We start from the raw sequence: 17,068 nt of genomic DNA on the forward strand, positions 1-17,068 counted from the left end.
AACAAACCCTCTCCCCTCGCGGGAGAGGGTTGCGAAGGCTTGGCGAGTGAAACGAGCCTAGCCGGAGCTGGGTGACGGGGAACTTCATCACCCGAACAGCCCGTGCAGGTACCAGTCGCCGGCGGCGCGGTAGAGCCAGTAGCGGCGGCCGTCGGCGTCTTCGACGCGGAAGTAGTCGCGCGGCGGGGCGGCGCTCTCCTCCTCGTCCGTACGCCACCACTCGCCAAGCAGGCGTTCGGGCCCCTCGGCGCGCACCACCTGGTGCAAGACGCGGCGCCAGCGGAACTGCGCGGGCGGATAGTCGGGCAGCAGCGACAGCGCCTCCACCGGTTCCGGCCGCGCGAGCAGGCGCAAGGGACGCAGCTTCGGATGCGGTGTCTTCTGCCAGTCATCATTCGCCCTGGTGTCGTTTGCGTCATCGCCACCGGCGGGGGCGAGCGCGAAGGCGCGCTCCGGCACATGACTTTCGACCATCCGCGGCGCACGCACGGCGCCGTTGCCAAGGCGTCCCGCAAGGCGGTCGACCAGCTCGGGAATGTCCTTCGCTCCTTCTGCAGCCGCTTGGCCCGCCGTGCCGCCCTCGTGGCTGAGCGTCATCTGCTGGTCGGCGAGCTTTGCGGTCAGCGTGGCGCCGAGGGTCATCACCTCGATGCCGAAGCCGGGGTCGAGGCGCGGCAGCTTTTCGGTGAAGAGGCGGCGCAGATGTTTCGCGTCGCGGCTGGGCCGGCTGGTGCCCAGCGTCAGGCGCTGCAGGCTGCCGTCGCTGCGGTAGGCGGTCAGCTCCAGTTGCCGGGCGCCGCGCCCGGCGCGCGCCAGCTCGCCGCAGAGGTGCGCCAGCAGCAGGGTGACGGCGCGGCCGATATCCTCGGGATCGCTCACCGGCTCGGCGAAGAGTTGCCGCGAGAGCCAGGCCGCCGGCGGGGACTGCGGCGAGAGCGCCTCGGCCTCCTGCCCCAGCGCCTGGGCGAGGCGGCGCACGGCCAGCGCGCCGAAGCGCGGCGTCATGACGGCGGCATTCAGGGGATAGAGATCTTCCACACGGCGCAGGCCGAGACGGTCCATCAGCTCCACCGTCTTCGGCAAGAGGCGCAGGGCCCGGGGCGGCAGCGGTGCCAGCGCCGCGCGCTGATGCCCCGGCATCACGACCACGCAGGGGTGATCGGTGGTGGCGGCGTGGCGCGCCATCGCCCAGGCGCAGCCGATGGTGTCGGCCAGCGCCGCGCGCGCCGTGTAGCCGAAGCCGGCAAGGCGCGCCTGCAGGTCCTCCAGCAGCGCGCGTTCGCCGCCGAAGAGGTGGGCGCAGCCGGTGACATCCAGCAGCACGCCCGCCCCGCCGCTGAACGGGCCGCCCCACACGGACAGGCCGGCATCGTGCTCACTGTCGGGCGCCGTCCAGGGCGTGTAGCGCGCGCACCAGGCGGCGAGCGCGGCCAGCGCGCGGGCGTCGGCCTGCGGCGCGTGCGGCACGGTGACGAGACCGGGCAGCAGCGCGCGCGCCTCGGCCAGCGGCAGGCCGGGCTCCAGCCCGCCGCGCTCGGCCGCTGCGTTCACCGCCGCGAGGACCAGGCGGGTGACGTCGTCGGCGACCAGCGCGAGCGGCTGACGCGTCTCGTCAGACCGGGTACATGACTCAGACCGCGTGCCGGAAGCCGACCAGCTCTCCCCCTGCCCCTTCCGGGCCGCGCGGCTCGCGGCGCGGCTGCGCGTCCAGCGGTCGGTCGCAAAGCGCGGAAGCCAAAGAGAAACCACACGCCGCATCGTCCCACTCCACTTGCCAGGACCCGGGCGCCGCCCCGCGGCAGCGCAGCAGGTCGAGCCGCCAGCGCGGGCGGCCGATGAATGTCTCCCCCAGATCGTCTTGTGACTGTGCCGCCGTCACGCGCCAGCGGCTGAGCGCGGCGCTGGCCGCGCGGCCCTGACGCAGCGGGCGGAAGCGTCGGTGCAGCGCGAAGGCGGTGACGCCTTTACCCTGGTCTCCCTGGGCTCCCAGGCTCGCCTCGGCGGCGAGCTGTAGGCGCCGCCCGGCGAGGCGGTCGAGCCCTTCGACCTCGCCCACCACGGCGCAGAGGCGGCGGCAGCGCAGCCCCTCCTCCATCGCCCAGAGAACCTCGGCGTCGGACCGGGCGCGCACCAGCAGGAAGCGCGCGGGGGCGAGCCCCTGGCCCGCCAGCGCCGGCGGGTAGAGATCGCCCTGGCGCGAGATCCAGAGGATGGGGGCTCCGCCGGGAACGGCACGTTCCAGGCGCGATAAGAGCGCCAGGCAGAAGCCCAGCGTCACGCCGTCGTCCCACTCCGCCCGCTCCCCCTCGATCTCGTGCAGCGCCCCCAGCGGCAGCCCGCCGCCCGGCAGCGCCGCGTCGAGGGCGGCAAGGCCCAGGGGTGCGACGGGGCGCGCCCGGCCGGAAAGGCCGCCGCGCTCGATGCGGCGGACTTGTTCTCTTATGGCGGCCAAGCCGCCGGGGCCACGGAGGGCGGTAAGGCCGTCGATGGGGCCGGCTTCTGCGGAAAAGAGTCCTTCCCCCGGGGGAATCCGAGCCCCGGACTCGGGCAAAGCCGCCGCCCTGCCGGCTACCGGCGCGGCAGCCGAGAAAACCCGGCCTTTCTCGCGGAAAAGGAGCGACATCGGCGACTCTTCAACCTAAGGGAAACAGGAGGTTTGTTCCTGTTTTGTTCTAAAGAACCCTAGGCGAAGAGTCAAGGTTGGGGAGTCCCAATCAGCCATTACAGCATGGAGCCGGCACTAAGTCCCGAAGGCAACCCCGTATGCAGAACATATACCTACGCCACGACCACAAAGAGCCGGCCTCCAATTCGCCTAGAAGGAAGGAACGTCCGCACCAAAAAGGCGGTACAAGATTTGGAGGATAACCATATAGCATTGATTTACATAGATATTTATCAGAGCTCACAATGCCAAGCCTAGCCATAATGAGGATTCCTCATAAAAAAAGGCAGCCCGCAGTTTTGTTTGCGGAAACAAGAAAACATTTTTTGACCTGGCGGCGAATCGCCCCTATCATGCCGGCATGCCAGCACGAGGAGGGACCTCCAATGACGGAAGAACAGACCAAAAGTGAAACGTCTGCCAATGAGGCCAGCGACAATAGACGCGAGCAATCGACGATTGCCTTCCCTTATCTCGACCTGGATGCAGCAGTAGAAGTGGCGAACGCCGTCTATAATCGTAGCGGCCTAAGCGGATGCGACCTCGACGAACTTGCCGCCGAAATGAAGCAAACCATGAGCGGCGCTTTTCGCCTTAAGACCGGCACGGCGAGAACTTTTGAACTGGTGGAGCGAGAAGGCAAAAGCACTGTCAAGCTCACCAACCTAGGAAGACAAATCGTTATGGCCGACACTGAACGTGCGGCTAGAGCGGAAGCCTTCTTGCGTGTGCCGCTATACGCCGAAATCTACGAAAAGTACAAAGGACACCTCCTTCCCCCGGCCAAAGCCCTTGAGCGGGAGATGCAAAGCCTGGGCGTTGCAAGAAAGCAGACCGACAAGGCACGACAAGCCTTTGAACGTTCCGCCAGACAAGCCGGCTATTTCGAAGGAGGAGACGACCGGCTTGTTCGACCACGCATGGGCCCCGGGCAGGAAAAGTTTGGTGAAAAGAATAACGAACCTTCAAGCCATGCCGAAACGACGGTAGCTGTCGATGGCAACAATGGAAGGAACAGTGGGGAGGTCACCACCGGCAAAAACCATCCTCTAATCCAAGGCCTCCTCATGACCCTACCTGAACCCGGAGAGAACTGGGACGCAGAGGGCCGGGCCTCGTGGCTGAGAATGGCCGCTTCAATCTTCGACATGATCTATACCGGCACTTCATCGTCGGTGGTGATTCAAACGACTAAAAAAACGGCGGCCGATCAATGATCGACCGCCGTTTCGAACTCCCTGGCTCACGCGGCAATCCTTGGCCGGATCGCGTGAAGCCCATCCCGGAGGAAAGGAGGTGCGCCATGTGGTCCATGGCCCGGACATTAGCGCATAGCTAAGGACCGGGGGCGGGTCGCTTTGCGGCTCGCCCACGGTTCCAATTTCTACGCCCCAAAGCTTAACAAGTCAAAGTTGGAACACAGATCATGGCTAAGAGGCCAACCCCAAAACAAACGTCACCGAAAGTATCCACCCTAGCCTCCAAGGTCCTGTCCGGAAGCGTCAAACCGACGCCAAAGCAGATCAAAACCCTAGCGGCAACTGCTCTAGGCCAAGACCAAACGAAAGGGCAGCGAAAGTAGCTCTTTCCCAGAGTGGGGCAGAGGTAGAGTGCAGGTGCCTCAGAAACGGGGCACCTGCACAACTGCTCTGATCTAAAAATCAAGATGGGAGCATCCCCCTCACCCAGCTTCGCCTAAGCGCGAGCGGCGTTCGCGCAAAGCTCCGCGTCCCTCTCCCCAATGGGGCGAAGGAAAGAATGCACGACCGCCGCCACCTTCCTCCGCTGTCATTGCCGGACTTGATCCGGCAATCCATGGCGACGCTTCTCCGGTTCCAGCGAACGGAGGGATGGATCCTCGGGTCAAGCCCGAGGATGACAGCGGGAGCGTGAGGACAGCGGGGGTATGACAGCAGGCGTGTGGGGAGAAGGCTTTGGTCCTTGTGGCGGTCTGGGCTAACCTCGCGGGCATTTCAGCCCTTCGGAGCCTCACCCCCATGACCCCCGAATTCCTCGCCACGTCCATCGTCGTCATTCTGCTGCCGGGGACCGGTGTGCTCTACACTCTGACTTTCGGCCTCTCGCGCGGGTGGCGGGCGAGCGTCATCGCGGCCTTCGGCTGCACGCTGGGGATCCTGCCGCACATCGGGGCGAGCGTCGTCGGGCTGGCGGCGCTGCTGCACAGCTCGGCGCTGGCGTTCCAGGTGGTGAAGTATGTCGGCGTCGCCTACCTGCTCTACATGGCCTGGTCCATCGCGCGCGAGGGCGGCGCGCTGGACGTCAGTGATGAGAGCGCGGCACGGCATGCGGGCACGTCAGGCGCGCGCATCGTCGCAAACGGCTTCCTGCTGAACATCCTCAATCCCAAACTGTCGCTGTTCTTCCTCGCCTTCCTGCCGCAGTTCGTGCCGGCGACGGCGTTGCACCCCACAGCGACCATGCTGGAGCTGGGCGGCGTCTTCATGGCGCTCACCTTCGTCGTTTTCGTCGGCTACGGCGCCTTTGCCTCGGCGGCGCGTCGCTACGTGATCTCGCGGCCGCGGGTCATGCGCTGGCTGCGGCGCGGCTTTGCCGGCGCTTTCGGCGTGCTGGGCGTGCGGCTGGCGCTGGCGGAGAGATAGGGACTCGCCCCTGCCACACTCAAGGCTGTCGTCCCGGGGCTTGACCCCGCGACCCAATGCCTTAGCCGATCAATCAATTGTCGGCAGAAAACTCTCCGTTCTTGCGGCTGGCGGGGTGCGGTCATTACACCCCATCATCACGCAGCGACGCCAATGGGCCCCGGGGTCAAGCCCCGGGGCGACAACGGTGTGTATAGACTTCGAGATAATCACGAGGACGCGATTTTACGTCCCGCCCAGATACACCGGACAGCCCGCTCACTGCAGCGGGAAGGACCGGCCCAGCGAACGCGCCACGTCCTCGCGCGTGATGCCGATGTCCCGCAGCAGGTAGTCGTCCAGTTCCATGAGGTGGTGCAGCTCGTTGCGGCGCCGGTGCCAGCGGAGCAGCGCGTGCCACAGGCCGCGCAGGCCGCCGGGGAAGGTGCCTGCCGCGGCGGTGCGGGACGAGAGACCGGGATTGAACGTCGCCATGATTGCCTTCTTTCGCCACGCGGGCGCAGTGCAAGGGATCCAGGCTCTTCCTCTAGACGCTTTGCGTTGCGTCGTGATGTCGCTTCAGGGCCATCAGGGTTTCAATTGTTGCCCGACGGTGACAGGCTTGACGGGCGATCACAGAAGCTCGCGCGGCACGGCGGTTTCGCCTATCTTCGCCCGCGCAGAAAAAATCCACCGCAGGGGAAGTGCCAGCCATGCAGAAACGCCAGCTTGGGCCCGGGGGGCCGAGCGTGTCGGCCGTCGGGATCGGCGCCATGTCGTTCACCAGCTTCTACGGCCCGACCAGCGAGGCAGAGTCGCACGCCATCCTGACGGCCGCGCTCGATCTCGGCATCGACCACCTCGACACCTCCAACGTCTACGGCATGGGCCTTTCCGAGCGCGTCATCGGCAGTTTCCTCGCCAAGCAGGGCAAGGCGAAGGACGGCCTCTTCCGCATCGCCACCAAGGCCGGCATCCGGCGCGACAAGGAAACCGGCAAGCGCGGCTTCGACAATTCGCCCGAACACCTGGAAGCGGAACTGGACGCCAGCCTGCAGCGCCTGGGCGTCGAGGCGGTGGACCTGTTCTACGTGCACCGGCGCGACCCGCGCATCCCCATCGAGGAGGTCGCCGGCACGCTGGCCGGCTTCATCGCCGCCGGCAAGATCCACGCCTTCGGCTTCTCCGAGATCGCGCCGGCCTCGCTGCGCCGCGCGGCGGTGGAGCATCCGGTCGCCGCGGTGCAGTCGGAATACTCGCTGCAGACCCGCTCGCCGGAACTCGGCCTGGTGCAGAGCTGCGAGCGGCTGGGGGCGAGTCTGGTCGCCTTCTCGCCGGTCGGCCGCGGCCTCTTGACCGACACGCCGCCGACGCCGGAGAAGATCGCCGGCGCCGACTTCTACAAGGCGAACCCGCGCTTCACCGAGCCGAACTACACCGCCAACCTGGCGATCACCGAGAGCTTCCGCAGGCTGGCGGCGGAGCTGGGCACGAGCGCGGCGGCGCTGGCCATCGCCTGGCTGCTGCACCGCAGCCCGGCGGTCATCGCGATCCCCGGCACCCGCTCGGTCGCGCACCTGGAACAGCTGGCCGCCGGCGGCGCCCTGGCGCTGACCGAAGCCGACCTCGACCGCATCGAGACGGTGCTGCCGGTCGGCTGGGCCCACGGCGACCGCTACAGCGAGGCGCAGTGGATCGGGCCGGAGCGCTACTGCTAGAGGGAACGGCAAGGTTTAAAACAACAAGAAGCCCGGCAGCGCGTTTGCACTGCCGGGCGTTCCTGTCGTCACCGCCCCGAGAGGCGGGACTCCGCCGAATAAACGGCGTGCGCGTTACGAGGCCTCGCCAAGGGCATCATCCCAGAAGCCCTCGACCTCGTCGTTACGCTCGCCGGTTGCGAGCTGCGAGCGCAGGCTGTCGTCGACGCGCGGCGCGTCGCTGAAGGCCTCCTTGCTCACGTCCAGCACGAAGGTGTCGCGATAGGGCGCGGCGGTCACCTTGAGGTCGCTCCAGGGTACCGGCACCTCTTCCTCGCCGAAGCCGATAAAGCCGCCGGTCGAGACGATCACGTAGCGAATCTCGCCGCTCGCGCCGATGACGACGTCCTCGATGTCGCCGAGATCCTCGTCACGCATGTTGCGCAGATCGCCGCCGATGATCTCGCCGGCGCGCAGGGGCTGATCGAGCGCCGTAACCTTGGTGGCGTCAGAGAGGAAGGTCTCGCGCCACTGCGCCATTCCGGCGCGGTCGGCATTCGCCGCTGCGCATCGCGGTTTCGTAACGCTTGGCCATGTCCTCGACGGCCGCCGCAACCTGCTGACAGCCCTGATCATAGCCGGTCTGCGCCATGACGAAGCCCGCACGCATCAAGGCGTGCATGTCCGCGCGCGGAGTCGTGCGAAGCGGACGCGTCAGTGCGGCAGAGGTCCCGGCTCCATCGGTCGCCGCGGGTGCCATCGTGCGATAGGCGGTGCCGTAGGCGCCGTAACCGCGCGGCCCGGGCTGGCCGTAGCCGGCCCCGGCGAGCCGCTGGTCCAATTGCTCAAGCCGGTCGAGACAGGCGCGCCCTTCCTGCGAAGGCTGCTGCATCTCGCCCTGCCTATTCTGCATCTGGGTCTGTGTCTGGTCCTGCTGAGCCATCGCGGGAGCCCCCGCAAGGCCAGCGACGAGGGCGACGCTGGCCAAGCCACAGCTGGAAAGCATTGCGAGTCTTGTCATGGTCTCTCTCCTCCTTTGCGTTGTCTCGAATCGCGTTGCTGTGTAGGCCAACGTGGCACCGCGCCAAATGTTTCGTCGCAATCAGGAATTCAGCACCGCCACCGCCTCGACCTCGAAGAGCATGCCGTCGAGGGCGAGCCGCGGCACCGGGATCAGCGTGCAGGCCGGCTTCATGCTGTCCTTGCCAAGGGCGCGGTCCTGCTCCTCACCGAAGATATGCAACCGCTCCTCGCTGTGATCGACCACCAGCACGGTGAGCTTGGCGATGTCTGCGGGGCCCGCGCCCGCCGCCTCCAGCGCCACCAGCAGGTTGGCGAAGGCCTGGCGGACCTGGCCACGGAAGTCCGCGGGTAGCCTGCCCTCCCTGTCCTCGCCACCCTGCCCGGCCGGCAGGACCAGCCGCGCGCCGGGCCGCAGAGCCGCCAGGTGCGAGTAGCCGTTGGGCGCCGGATCGTAGAGCCCCGCCGGGTTGCTGAGGACGAAGGCGGGGCGTTCGCCGGGCTGGGGCTGTCGCTGCGTCATGGATTGTCTCCTGGGCTGTCGTGGATTGAAACCTGCCGAGAAGCTGGGACACCGCGGCGGCGCTGACAAACGACGAAGTTTCATAGGACGGATTAATCGGGCTCACGCCCGGACCGGCCGGGCTCAGGCCGGGGCCTGCCCCCTTGACCCACATCAAGGCGCCTGCGATATGAAGATGATACGCATTCGCACCACATGGCGCCCCACGGCGCCGCTACCGAAAACACTGATCGCGAAACCGATGAAACGGCGCCCGTTCCTGCTGATCCTCCTTCCCGCCTGCGCCCTGGCCGCGGGCGGGCTGGCCGTGCTCGACAGCGGCCGCGCCGCCGACGCCGGCAAGCCCTTCCCTTCGGTGGAGGCCTTGGGCGAAGCGCTGTTCCACGACCCCAATCTCTCCAAGAACCGCAGCCAGTCCTGCGCCACCTGCCACAACCCGGACTTCGCCTTCGTCGATCCGCGCGAGACCGAAGCCGGCCTGGCGGTTTCCCTAGGCGACGACGGCCGCTCCCTGGGCGACCGCAACGCGCCGAGCGCCGCCTACGCGCGCTTCTCGCCACCCTTCCACCGCGACGCCGAGGGCCGCTACGTCGGCGGCCAGTTCCTCGACGGCCGCGAGCCGGGCCTTGCGGGCCAGGCCGGCGGGCCGCCGCTGAACCCCATCGAGATGGGCATGGCGGACAAGGACAGCGTGGTCGCGCGGCTGCGCGAGAACCCGCGCTACGTCGAAGCCTTCAAGAGTTTCTATGGCGGGAATGTCTTCAGCGAGACGGATGCCGCCTACAAGGCGATGACGCAGAGCATCGCCGCCTTCGAGGAGACGCCGGTCTTTGCGCCCTTCGATTCGAAATACGACCGCTTCCTGCGCGGCGAGGCCGAGCTGAGCGACCAGGAGGAACTGGGGCGGCTGCTGTTCTTTTCCCAGCAGTTCACCAACTGCAACCTCTGCCACCAACTGCGCACGTCAGCGATCGATCCGCAGGAGACCTTCTCCAACTACCAGTACCACAACATCGGCATTCCAAAGAACGCCGCGGTGCGCCGGCTGAACGGCAGCGCGGAGGACTTCATCGACCACGGCCTGCTGCAGAACCCCGCCGTCGACGACCCCGCCGAGGACGGCAAGTTCAAGGTACCAAGCCTGCGCAACGTCGCCGTGACCGGGCCCTATATGCACAACGGCGTGTTCAAAGATCTGCGCACGGCGGTGCTGTTCTACAACAAGTACAACAGCAAAAGCGCCAAGCGCCAGATCAACCCGGAAACCGGCGACACCTGGGGCGACCCGGAGGTGCCGCAGAACCTCTCCCTGGAGGAACTGACCCATGGGCCCGCCCTGGACGACAAGCGCATCGACGCCCTGGTCGCCTTCCTGAAGACCCTCACCGACCAGCGCTACGAACACTTGCTGACAGAGCCATGAGGCCTGTTCCGCGCGGCTTGGTCCGCGACGCCTGATCCGCTGATCGCGCGCCGGTCCCTAAACGTAACGGCGGCGAACAGGCCTGTCGCCGGTCCGCCGCCGCTTTACTCTAGACTGTCGCAGCCTTCGCTGGCGCCGGAGTACCCCGGCGGCAGGCGCTACGTCCGTCAGACCATTAGTTTGGAAAGCTCAGGAAGCCCTCGCTGTCCTCTTCGTAAGCCGGCAGGTTTTCCAGCTCCTCCTCGGTGGCGCGGGTCTGCCACACGGCTTCGTCTTCGCCGGTCTGCAGCTCGTCGAACGGCACGGCGACCTGCTTGGCACCGATCCCCAGGAACCCGCCGACTTCGATAATCGCACTGACGACGTCGGACTGATCGATCACGAGGTTCTGGATCTCTCCGACCTCGTCGCCGGAGGCATTCACGACGGTCTTGCCGATGAGGTCCTTGGCCGTCACGTCACCCAGCGCCGCCTGGAAGCGCGTCGTCGGATCGCCCGGATCCTTGCCGGCGGCCATACCGCCCGCCGTGTTGTCCGCCATCGTCCCACCAGCCGTCGGCGCGCTGTCCGCGGTCTGCATGGTCGACTGCTGGCTCAGTTCCTCCTCGATCCGCTGCGCCTCATCGAGATGCTCGCGCAGGGTCGGCAGGGTGTTCTCGGCGAAGGTCTTCAGTTCGGCGTCCTGCCCGTCCTGTGCCTGCGTTTCGAAGAGTTCGATGGTGCGCTGGTGGTCAGAGACCATCTGCTCGATGAAGGCGCGGTCGAAGTCGAGGCCGGTCATCTGCGACAACCGGCTCTTGGCCTCCTGCGCCTCGGCGGGGAGGTCGCCAGGCAACTCGATTCCCTTTTCCTCGGCGATTTCCTTCAGCTTCTCGTTCGCCTCGGTGTGCTCATCGACGAGGGTCTCGCCGTACTGGGTGACCGCCTCATGCTGCGACTGTTCCGTCGCCAGACGGCCGAGTTCGACCTCAGCCTGGCCACCGCCGGCCGCCTGCTTGGCGAATTCGCTGTCCTGCTGGCTGACCTGCATCTGCTCAGCCTGAGCCGGCGAGTCCGACTGCTGCTGAGGCTGCGTGCTGGTGCCGGAGCTCTGCGCCATCACGACGGTCGGCACGAGAGTGAGGGCCGCGATCGCGGTCGCCCGAAGCAACTGCTGTTTCATGGTGTCTACCCTTCGGTTGAATGTGGGATTGCAAAAGTGATTTCTGGACAAACAACGCGAACGAGCGAGGAAGGTTGCCCCGCGCCAAGAAAATGGGGCGCGCCCGGCATTGCGGACGCGCCCCTGATCGGATGACCGGCATAAGGAAAGCGTGATGTCTGCCCGGCGCCAGCCGGCGCCGGAGGAGGTGGTTAGGCGGGCTCTTCTTCCATCTCACCGGCGGGACAGCAGCGGTATTCCTGCGACTGCTCCAGCAGTTCGATCTGCTTGGCGAGCAACTTGTTCTCCAGCGCCTTGCGCTCCAGGTCCAGCTTGATCTCCTCCTTGCGGCCGTCCTCGCAGACGTCGCAGTCGTCCAGGCAGCCCTTCACCAGGATCGCCGGCGTCGGCAGGCAGGACTGACGCTCGAAGGAAAGCTCGGCCACCAACTGCGGGCTGACGCTGCCGCCGACCTTGTCCAGCATCCCGGCGGCGACCAGTTCCTTGTCGACCGCCTCCAGCGCGCGCTGGCGCGCCGCCGCGGCGATCGGCTGCGCCGTCGAGAGGCGCTGGGCTGCCGCGACGCGGGTGGCGAAGAGCTGACCCTGCAGCGGTGCCTGAACCGTCTGCGCGGCGTCGCCGCCGCCGGAAATGATGCCGGCGCGGTCCGCCACGCCGCTGGCACGCGCCACCGATTCAACCCCCACGCGCCTGGTGTCGGTCGCCAGCACGGCCTGCGGGATGACCGAGACCTCGCCGGTGAAGCGCGGCGGTACGATGGCGACCTTGCTGTCGCCGGCCGGATCTATGACGCGGCGGGTAATCGCCAGGATCTTGAAGCGGACGATCTGCGTCTTGTTGATCTGGTAGGCGAAGTAGGTCACCGCGTGGCAGCGGTTGCGGTTGGAGATGGTGCGTGTCGCGGACTCGAAGGTACTCTCCGACTCGCCCTCGGCATGACTGCGGCTTTGCACCTCGCCGACCGACACGGAACTGGCCGCGCGCGTGCCCTGCTCCGCGCGCTGGTGCGAGGACTCGGCGTGGCTAGACAGTTCGCGCAGGAAATCGAAGGACGACGCGGCGTTGTAGGAACCGCTGACGCTGGCGGAGGGTCCGACGAAGAAGGATTCCACCGCGCCGGAGACGCTGCCGTCGGTCTTGAAAGAGCCGGAGCTGGAACTGTCTGCCTCCACGTCCTCACGGATCGAGAGGTCCGACATGAAACGGCTCATCGAGCTCATGTAATAGGATTCTTCCGAGGTCTGCTCGTGACGGTAGCTGACCTGGGATTCGCTGTCGAAGGTGAAGCGGTTCTTGCGGCTGGAACTGAACAGCCGCACCGTCTCGCCCGGCAGCAGGGTGGTCGAGTAGACCAGGTCGCCGAGCGACAGCGGCCCAGGGCAGCGTTCGAACAGGACGCTGATCTTCACTTCAACCGGGATGTCTCCGACCCGATTGACGAGGCGGTAGTCGAAGGTCAGGCGGTCGCAACAAGGCTCCGCCGATAGCTCCGGGCAGCAGGGAACGGCACTGGCCTTCATCGACTTCTCCTGGGTAGCGGGCATGATTCCTCCTCTCGCCCGCACGCGGGTGCGTGCGGTACGTGGCTGTTGGGTCAACTTTGCCTAAGTGGCGACCAGCCTAAGTGGCGTCTGGCGGAAACGGCGGCTGGGAGCGGTCTTGCGGGCTTGCGCTTCGACCGCAGCGGTCACGCGTTCCCTCGCGTTCCTCTTGAACTGCCGGACCGATACGCCCGGCAGACAGCCATCCGATATCACGCAAGGGGGCCTGCGACGCAGTGATATTCCGCAGGATCCTCCCTCTGCGCCGCAAGGCGTCCCTCCTCCGCGATGCCGCTACTTCGAAATCGGCGTGCTGCAGGGTATCGCCGGCATCAGAGAATGTCGCAGCGGTTGCTGCTCATTTTTGTCACCGAGTGGTGTGGGAACCAGGAGCGGGAACGCCCGTTAACCGCTCGATACAACAGATATCCACCTGTGCCCGACATGAGGGAGGAAACGTCATGCACCGCACAGCCCTGAAAATGAGTGCCGCCGCCGTAGCTCTGCTGGCGTTGGCGGCCTGCGGCAGCAGCACCGGCGACCGCGGCCTCAGTGGTGCCGCGATCGGCGCCGGTGCCGGTGCCGTAGGCGGGGCAATCGTGGGCGCACCGCTCAGCGGCGCCGCGATTGGCGGTGTCGTCGGCGGCGCGACGGGCGCGCTGACCGACAAAGACGACATCGACCTCGGCGATCCTGTCTGGGACTAGAAACACAAGCACCCACCCGGAAGCTGCCCCGGCTTCCCCGCTCCCCCGAGCGCCTCTCCCCACCGGGCTCCCCCTTCCGGGATGGTAAAGACCCGCCGGCCGCCCCCGCCGGCGGGTCTTGCTTTTTCCGTCTGCTCGTCTCCCGTCTTCAGCCGCCCAGCAGGACGCGGCGGCGCTCCAGGCTCTCCACTGGCCAACAGGCTTCGCGGTCGTAATATTCCTCGAACGCCAGCGCATCTTGCGGCAGCACCACCCAGGGCTGCCTGGAAGCGGTGAAGATATGGATGTCCGGCGGCAGGCGGTCGGGATCGTCGAGCGTGCCGACCCGCACGAAGCGCACCTTGTCGCCGGCGCCCGCGTAATTGCTCCACAGCGCGACGCGGCAGTGCGGACAGCGGGCGATCTTCTGGCCCTTGCCGCTGAGGGTCGGCGTCAGCAGCACGTCGGGCGTTCCCTGCAGCACCTCCACCCGGTCGGCCTCAATCATCGCATTGATGGCGAAGGCAGAGCCCGTTTCACGCTGACACCAGCGGCAGTGGCAGCAGTGGACGTACATCGGCGGCGTGGTCATGCGGTAGCGCACCGACCCGCAGGTGCAGCCGCCTTCCAGGGAAAATTTATCAGACATCCTTGAGACCTCCCGTCAATTCACCAGCGCGTCGCCCGCCATGCCCAGCATGAAGCCGGCGACCGCGCCGAGCGGCGGCGCCCAGTGATACTCCAGCTTTGCCTGCGGCGCGATATCCTCGAAGATCAGGTAGAAGATGCCGCCGGCGGCAAACAGCATCAGGACGCCCAGGGGCTCGTGCAGATCGCGCAACCAGACATGCCCCACCACGGCAGCCAGCGGGCCAAGCAGCACCAGGAAGCAGAAGGCGGCGAGGATCGTCTGTGGACGGAGATGCCCGGCGGCACGCAGTTCGCGGTAGGCGTTGAAGCCTTCGGGAAAGTTCTGCAGCGCGATGAGCACAGCGAGCAGCAGGCCGACCGACCGCTGGGCGGCGAAGGTGGCGCCAAGCGCCAGGGACTCCGGCACGAAGTCCAGCAGCATCGCCATGAGCTGCGCGCCGCCACCGCCGCGCCGTTCGATCAGCCGGTCGACCAAAAAGAAGAACAGGCCGCCCGCCCCGAAAGCCGCCAGTGCCGCAGGCGCCGACAGCGCGGCGCGCCCCTCCGGCACCAGCACCAGGGCAACCGCGGCGAAGAGCACGCCGCCGCCGAAAGCGATCACGCAGTGCCGGAGTTCGGTCTCCAACCAGGCCGGCCGGACATGTTCGAAGCGGGCGACGAAGCCGCCGAGCGGCATGGTGGCGCCGGCAAGCGTGGCGCAGACGATGGCAAGCAGCAGGTCGGCAGGGAGAACGGGCAAGAGAACGGACGGGCCTTTTGCCGGGATTCCAGGTGACAGACCCGTCCAGCATGGCGCCCCCGACGCAAGGAGGCAACTGCCTGGCTAAGCGCTCAGGCGTTGGCGATCGCGCTCACCATCAAGGCGGTCGCGATGACCAGGAGGCTGTAGTAGACAAGGCGCAGGCGCTGCATGGTTCGTACTCCCACTTCACGGCCAAAGAGGGGCCGCTCCCGTATCGTCGTCAAACGGGAGTCTGGCGCAGGGCGGGGCGAGGCTCTATGGGATTCCCCACATCTTCGCAGCGCCCAATCTCCCGCATGACGCATGGACGCGGGGGGCCGCCCCCGCTAACCTTGCGGGTTAAAACTAGCCCCCCGGCGTCCGAATTCAGGGCCGCGACAACAGCCCGACAACGGCGCAAAATCGAGGATCCGCCGCCGCAATGCCGCCCGACTGGATCACCCGCTTTCCCGAACTGGCGCCGCTGACGCCGGCGGAGCAGAAACTGATCACCGAGCGGGCACAGATCGTCTCCTTGCCCGCGCAGACGACCGTCTTCGCCCCCGGCCTGCCGGCGGAGAACTTCCTCCTGCTGCTGGAGGGCACCGTGCGGGTGCAGCAGGTTTCAGCGAACGGCCGCGAGATCGTGCTGTACCGCGTCGCCGGCGGAGAGAGCTGCATCATGACGACCGCCTGCCTGCTGTCGGGTGACACCTACAACGCAGAGGGCGTCACCGAGACGCCAGTCAAAGCCGTCGCCGTGCCCAAGGCGACCTTTGAGGATCTGATGGCCCGCTCGGCCGACTTCCGTCGCTTCGTGTTCTCCCACTATGCCAGCCGCATCACCGACCTGTTGCACGTGGTCGAGGAGGTCGCCTTTGAACGTATCGACAAGCGCCTCGCCCAGAGACTGCTGGACCTCACCAACGCCGAGGGCAGGCTGGGCGTGACCCATCAGGAATTGGCCGTCGAACTGGGCACCGCCCGCGAGGTGGTCAGCCGCCACCTGAAGGAGTTCCAGCGGCGCGGCTGGCTGGCGCTGACCCGCGGCCTGGTTCACGTGACGGATCGCCGGAGCCTGGAGCGCCTCGCCGCCGGGGACTGAGACCGGAACGCCGCAGAAAACTGCGGATCGCCGCGGTTTTGATCTGCCGCAAGGCAATTCGCCCCCGCACGGTGACTAAATCACATAATGATGCTTGCCCCGCCCCTATGCTCCGGAGAAGGCATCGGAATGCGAGCCTTTTCCAGCGAGGAGTCCGCCATGCAGAGCAACATTGGAACCATCGACCGCATCTTGCGGGTTATCGTCGGCGTCGTGCTGATCGCCCTGGTGTTCGTCGGCCCAAAGACCGCCTGGGGCTGGATCGGCGTGATCCCCCTGGCGACGGCCTTCATCGGCTTCTGCCCGGCCTACCGCCTGCTGGGGATCTGCACGACGGGCAAGAAAAGCAAACAGGCCTGAGCTACAAAGGCCGAGGAAAACGCAGAGGCAAGAGGAGCGCTATGAACCCGCAAATCAAGACTTTCTTCGACGAGGCGACCTTCACGGCGACCCACGTGGTGTGGGACCCCGAAACCCGGCAGGCCGCCATCGTCGACTCGGTGAAGGACTACGATCCCAAGTCCGGTCGTACCCGGACCGCCTCGGCCGACGCGGTGATCGCTTTCGTGAAGGCGGAGGGCCTGAGCATCGAGTGGATTCTGGAGACCCATGTCCACGCCGACCACCTGACCGCCGCGCCCTATCTTAAGGCCAAGCTGGGCGGCAAGATCGCCATCGGCGCCCGCATCGACAAGGTTCAGGGCGTGTTCAAGAAGGTCTTCAACGTGGAAGACGACTTCGCCACCGACGGGCGGCAGTTCGACCGGCTGTTCGAGGACGGCGAGACCTTCACCATCGGCAAGCTGGAGGCCAAGGCCATCCACACGCCGGGCCACACCCCGGCCTGCTCGACCTATGTCATCGGCAATACCGCCTTCGTCGGCGACACTCTCTTCATGCCCGACTATGGCACTGCACGCTGCGACTTTCCCGGCGGCGACGCGCGTACGCTCTATAAATCGATTCAGAAGATCCTGGCGCTGCCGCCCGAGACCCGCCTGTTCCTCTGCCACGACTACAAGGCCCCCGGCCGCGACAGCTTCGTCTGGGAAACCACCGTGGCAGCCGAAAAGGCGAACAATATCCACGTGCACGACGGCATCAGCGAAGACGCCTTCGTGAAAATGCGCACGGAGCGCGACAAGACCCTCGATATGCCCGTGCTGATCCTGCCGTCGGTGCAGGTCAACATGCGCGCCGGCGAAATGCCGCCGGCCGAGGACAACGGCGTGCGTTATCTGAAAATCCCCCTCGACGCGCTGTAACGCCGGCGC

Annotated in this window: 18 protein-coding genes; 8 read left to right on the forward strand and 10 right to left on the reverse strand. The window is 66.5% G+C overall.

The window, feature by feature from the left end:
- Window positions 1–87 precede the first annotated feature (87 nt).
- Window positions 88–1,749, reverse strand: a complete 1,662-nt coding sequence (locus tag WDC82_RS11085; protein WP_340117774.1) for a DNA polymerase Y family protein — start codon at window positions 1,747–1,749, stop codon at window positions 88–90.
- Entirely contained in the window at window positions 1,631–2,623 is a 993-nt protein-coding gene (locus WDC82_RS11090; RefSeq protein WP_340117372.1) for a hypothetical protein, read from the reverse strand. The genes WDC82_RS11085 and WDC82_RS11090 overlap by 119 nt, the downstream gene beginning before the upstream one ends.
- Before the next feature lie 428 nt (window positions 2,624–3,051).
- Here WDC82_RS11090 and WDC82_RS11095 point away from each other — a divergent pair, with 428 nt between their 5' ends.
- Together WDC82_RS11095 and WDC82_RS11100 are read left to right on the forward strand one after the other, a co-directional pair.
- Window positions 3,052–3,882, forward strand: coding sequence for a hypothetical protein (locus WDC82_RS11095; protein WP_340117373.1), 831 nt, complete (start codon window positions 3,052–3,054; stop codon window positions 3,880–3,882).
- A gap of 780 nt (window positions 3,883–4,662) precedes the next feature.
- Window positions 4,663–5,286, forward strand: a complete 624-nt coding sequence (locus WDC82_RS11100; protein WP_340117374.1) for a LysE family translocator — start codon at window positions 4,663–4,665, stop codon at window positions 5,284–5,286.
- A 258-nt stretch (window positions 5,287–5,544) separates the two neighbouring features.
- Here the strand turns inward: WDC82_RS11100 and WDC82_RS11105 are convergent, their stop codons facing one another.
- Window positions 5,545–5,760: a DUF1127 domain-containing protein gene (locus tag WDC82_RS11105; protein WP_340117375.1), complete on the reverse strand. Its 216-nt coding sequence runs from the start codon at window positions 5,758–5,760 to the stop codon at window positions 5,545–5,547.
- Window positions 5,761–6,014: 254 nt separating this feature from the next.
- Between WDC82_RS11105 and WDC82_RS11110 the strand changes: the two genes are divergently transcribed.
- Window positions 6,015–6,983 (forward strand): aldo/keto reductase, encoded by a 969-nt coding sequence (locus WDC82_RS11110; RefSeq protein WP_340117377.1) that lies wholly within the window; start codon window positions 6,015–6,017, stop codon window positions 6,981–6,983.
- A gap of 114 nt (window positions 6,984–7,097) precedes the next feature.
- Here WDC82_RS11110 and WDC82_RS11115 read toward each other — a convergent pair whose 3' ends face one another.
- From WDC82_RS11115 to WDC82_RS11125, 3 genes are all read right to left on the reverse strand, one after another.
- Complete coding sequence (locus WDC82_RS11115; RefSeq protein ID WP_340117378.1) at window positions 7,098–7,502, reverse strand: PRC-barrel domain-containing protein; 405 nt, start codon at window positions 7,500–7,502, stop codon at window positions 7,098–7,100.
- Window positions 7,471–7,983: a hypothetical protein gene (locus tag WDC82_RS11120; protein WP_340117379.1), complete on the reverse strand. Its 513-nt coding sequence runs from the start codon at window positions 7,981–7,983 to the stop codon at window positions 7,471–7,473. The genes WDC82_RS11115 and WDC82_RS11120 overlap by 32 nt, the downstream gene beginning before the upstream one ends.
- Window positions 7,984–8,064: 81 nt before the next feature.
- Window positions 8,065–8,505: a RidA family protein gene (locus tag WDC82_RS11125; protein WP_340117380.1), complete on the reverse strand. Its 441-nt coding sequence runs from the start codon at window positions 8,503–8,505 to the stop codon at window positions 8,065–8,067.
- Between the two features lie 241 nt (window positions 8,506–8,746).
- Here WDC82_RS11125 and WDC82_RS11130 point away from each other — a divergent pair, with 241 nt between their 5' ends.
- Window positions 8,747–9,928 (forward strand): cytochrome c peroxidase, encoded by a 1,182-nt coding sequence (locus WDC82_RS11130; protein WP_340117381.1) that lies wholly within the window; start codon window positions 8,747–8,749, stop codon window positions 9,926–9,928.
- 175 nt (window positions 9,929–10,103) lie between these two features.
- Here WDC82_RS11130 and WDC82_RS11135 read toward each other — a convergent pair whose 3' ends face one another.
- Both WDC82_RS11135 and WDC82_RS11140 read right to left on the reverse strand, forming a co-directional pair.
- Entirely contained in the window at window positions 10,104–11,090 is a 987-nt protein-coding gene (locus WDC82_RS11135; RefSeq protein WP_340117382.1) for a DUF4142 domain-containing protein, read from the reverse strand.
- Window positions 11,091–11,281: 191 nt separating this feature from the next.
- Entirely contained in the window at window positions 11,282–12,634 is a 1,353-nt protein-coding gene (locus WDC82_RS11140) for a hypothetical protein (RefSeq protein ID WP_340117384.1), read from the reverse strand.
- Between the two features lie 458 nt (window positions 12,635–13,092).
- Between WDC82_RS11140 and WDC82_RS11145 the strand changes: the two genes are divergently transcribed.
- Window positions 13,093–13,338, forward strand: a complete 246-nt coding sequence (locus tag WDC82_RS11145; protein WP_340117386.1) for a hypothetical protein — start codon at window positions 13,093–13,095, stop codon at window positions 13,336–13,338.
- Between the two features lie 148 nt (window positions 13,339–13,486).
- Here the strand turns inward: WDC82_RS11145 and WDC82_RS11150 are convergent, their stop codons facing one another.
- Window positions 13,487–13,966, reverse strand: coding sequence for a GFA family protein (locus WDC82_RS11150; RefSeq protein ID WP_340117387.1), 480 nt, complete (start codon window positions 13,964–13,966; stop codon window positions 13,487–13,489).
- Window positions 13,967–13,981: 15 nt separating this feature from the next.
- A complete protein-coding gene (locus WDC82_RS11155; RefSeq protein ID WP_340117388.1) occupies window positions 13,982–14,707 on the reverse strand; it encodes a hypothetical protein in 726 nt (241 codons plus the stop codon).
- 424 nt (window positions 14,708–15,131) lie between these two features.
- Here WDC82_RS11155 and WDC82_RS11160 point away from each other — a divergent pair, with 424 nt between their 5' ends.
- The 3 genes from WDC82_RS11160 to WDC82_RS11170 all read left to right on the forward strand — a co-directional run bounded on the left by WDC82_RS11160 (window position 15,132) and on the right by WDC82_RS11170 (window position 17,059).
- A complete protein-coding gene (locus tag WDC82_RS11160; protein WP_340117390.1) occupies window positions 15,132–15,794 on the forward strand; it encodes a Crp/Fnr family transcriptional regulator in 663 nt (220 codons plus the stop codon).
- 159 nt (window positions 15,795–15,953) lie between these two features.
- Window positions 15,954–16,154, forward strand: coding sequence for a DUF2892 domain-containing protein (locus tag WDC82_RS11165; protein WP_340117391.1), 201 nt, complete (start codon window positions 15,954–15,956; stop codon window positions 16,152–16,154).
- A 41-nt stretch (window positions 16,155–16,195) separates the two neighbouring features.
- A complete protein-coding gene (locus WDC82_RS11170; protein WP_340117392.1) occupies window positions 16,196–17,059 on the forward strand; it encodes an MBL fold metallo-hydrolase in 864 nt (287 codons plus the stop codon).
- Window positions 17,060–17,068: the final 9 nt, after the last annotated feature.

Source organism: Pelagibius sp. 7325 (genome assembly GCF_037652055.1).
Classification (GTDB): Bacteria; Pseudomonadota; Alphaproteobacteria; order Kiloniellales; family Kiloniellaceae; genus Pelagibius.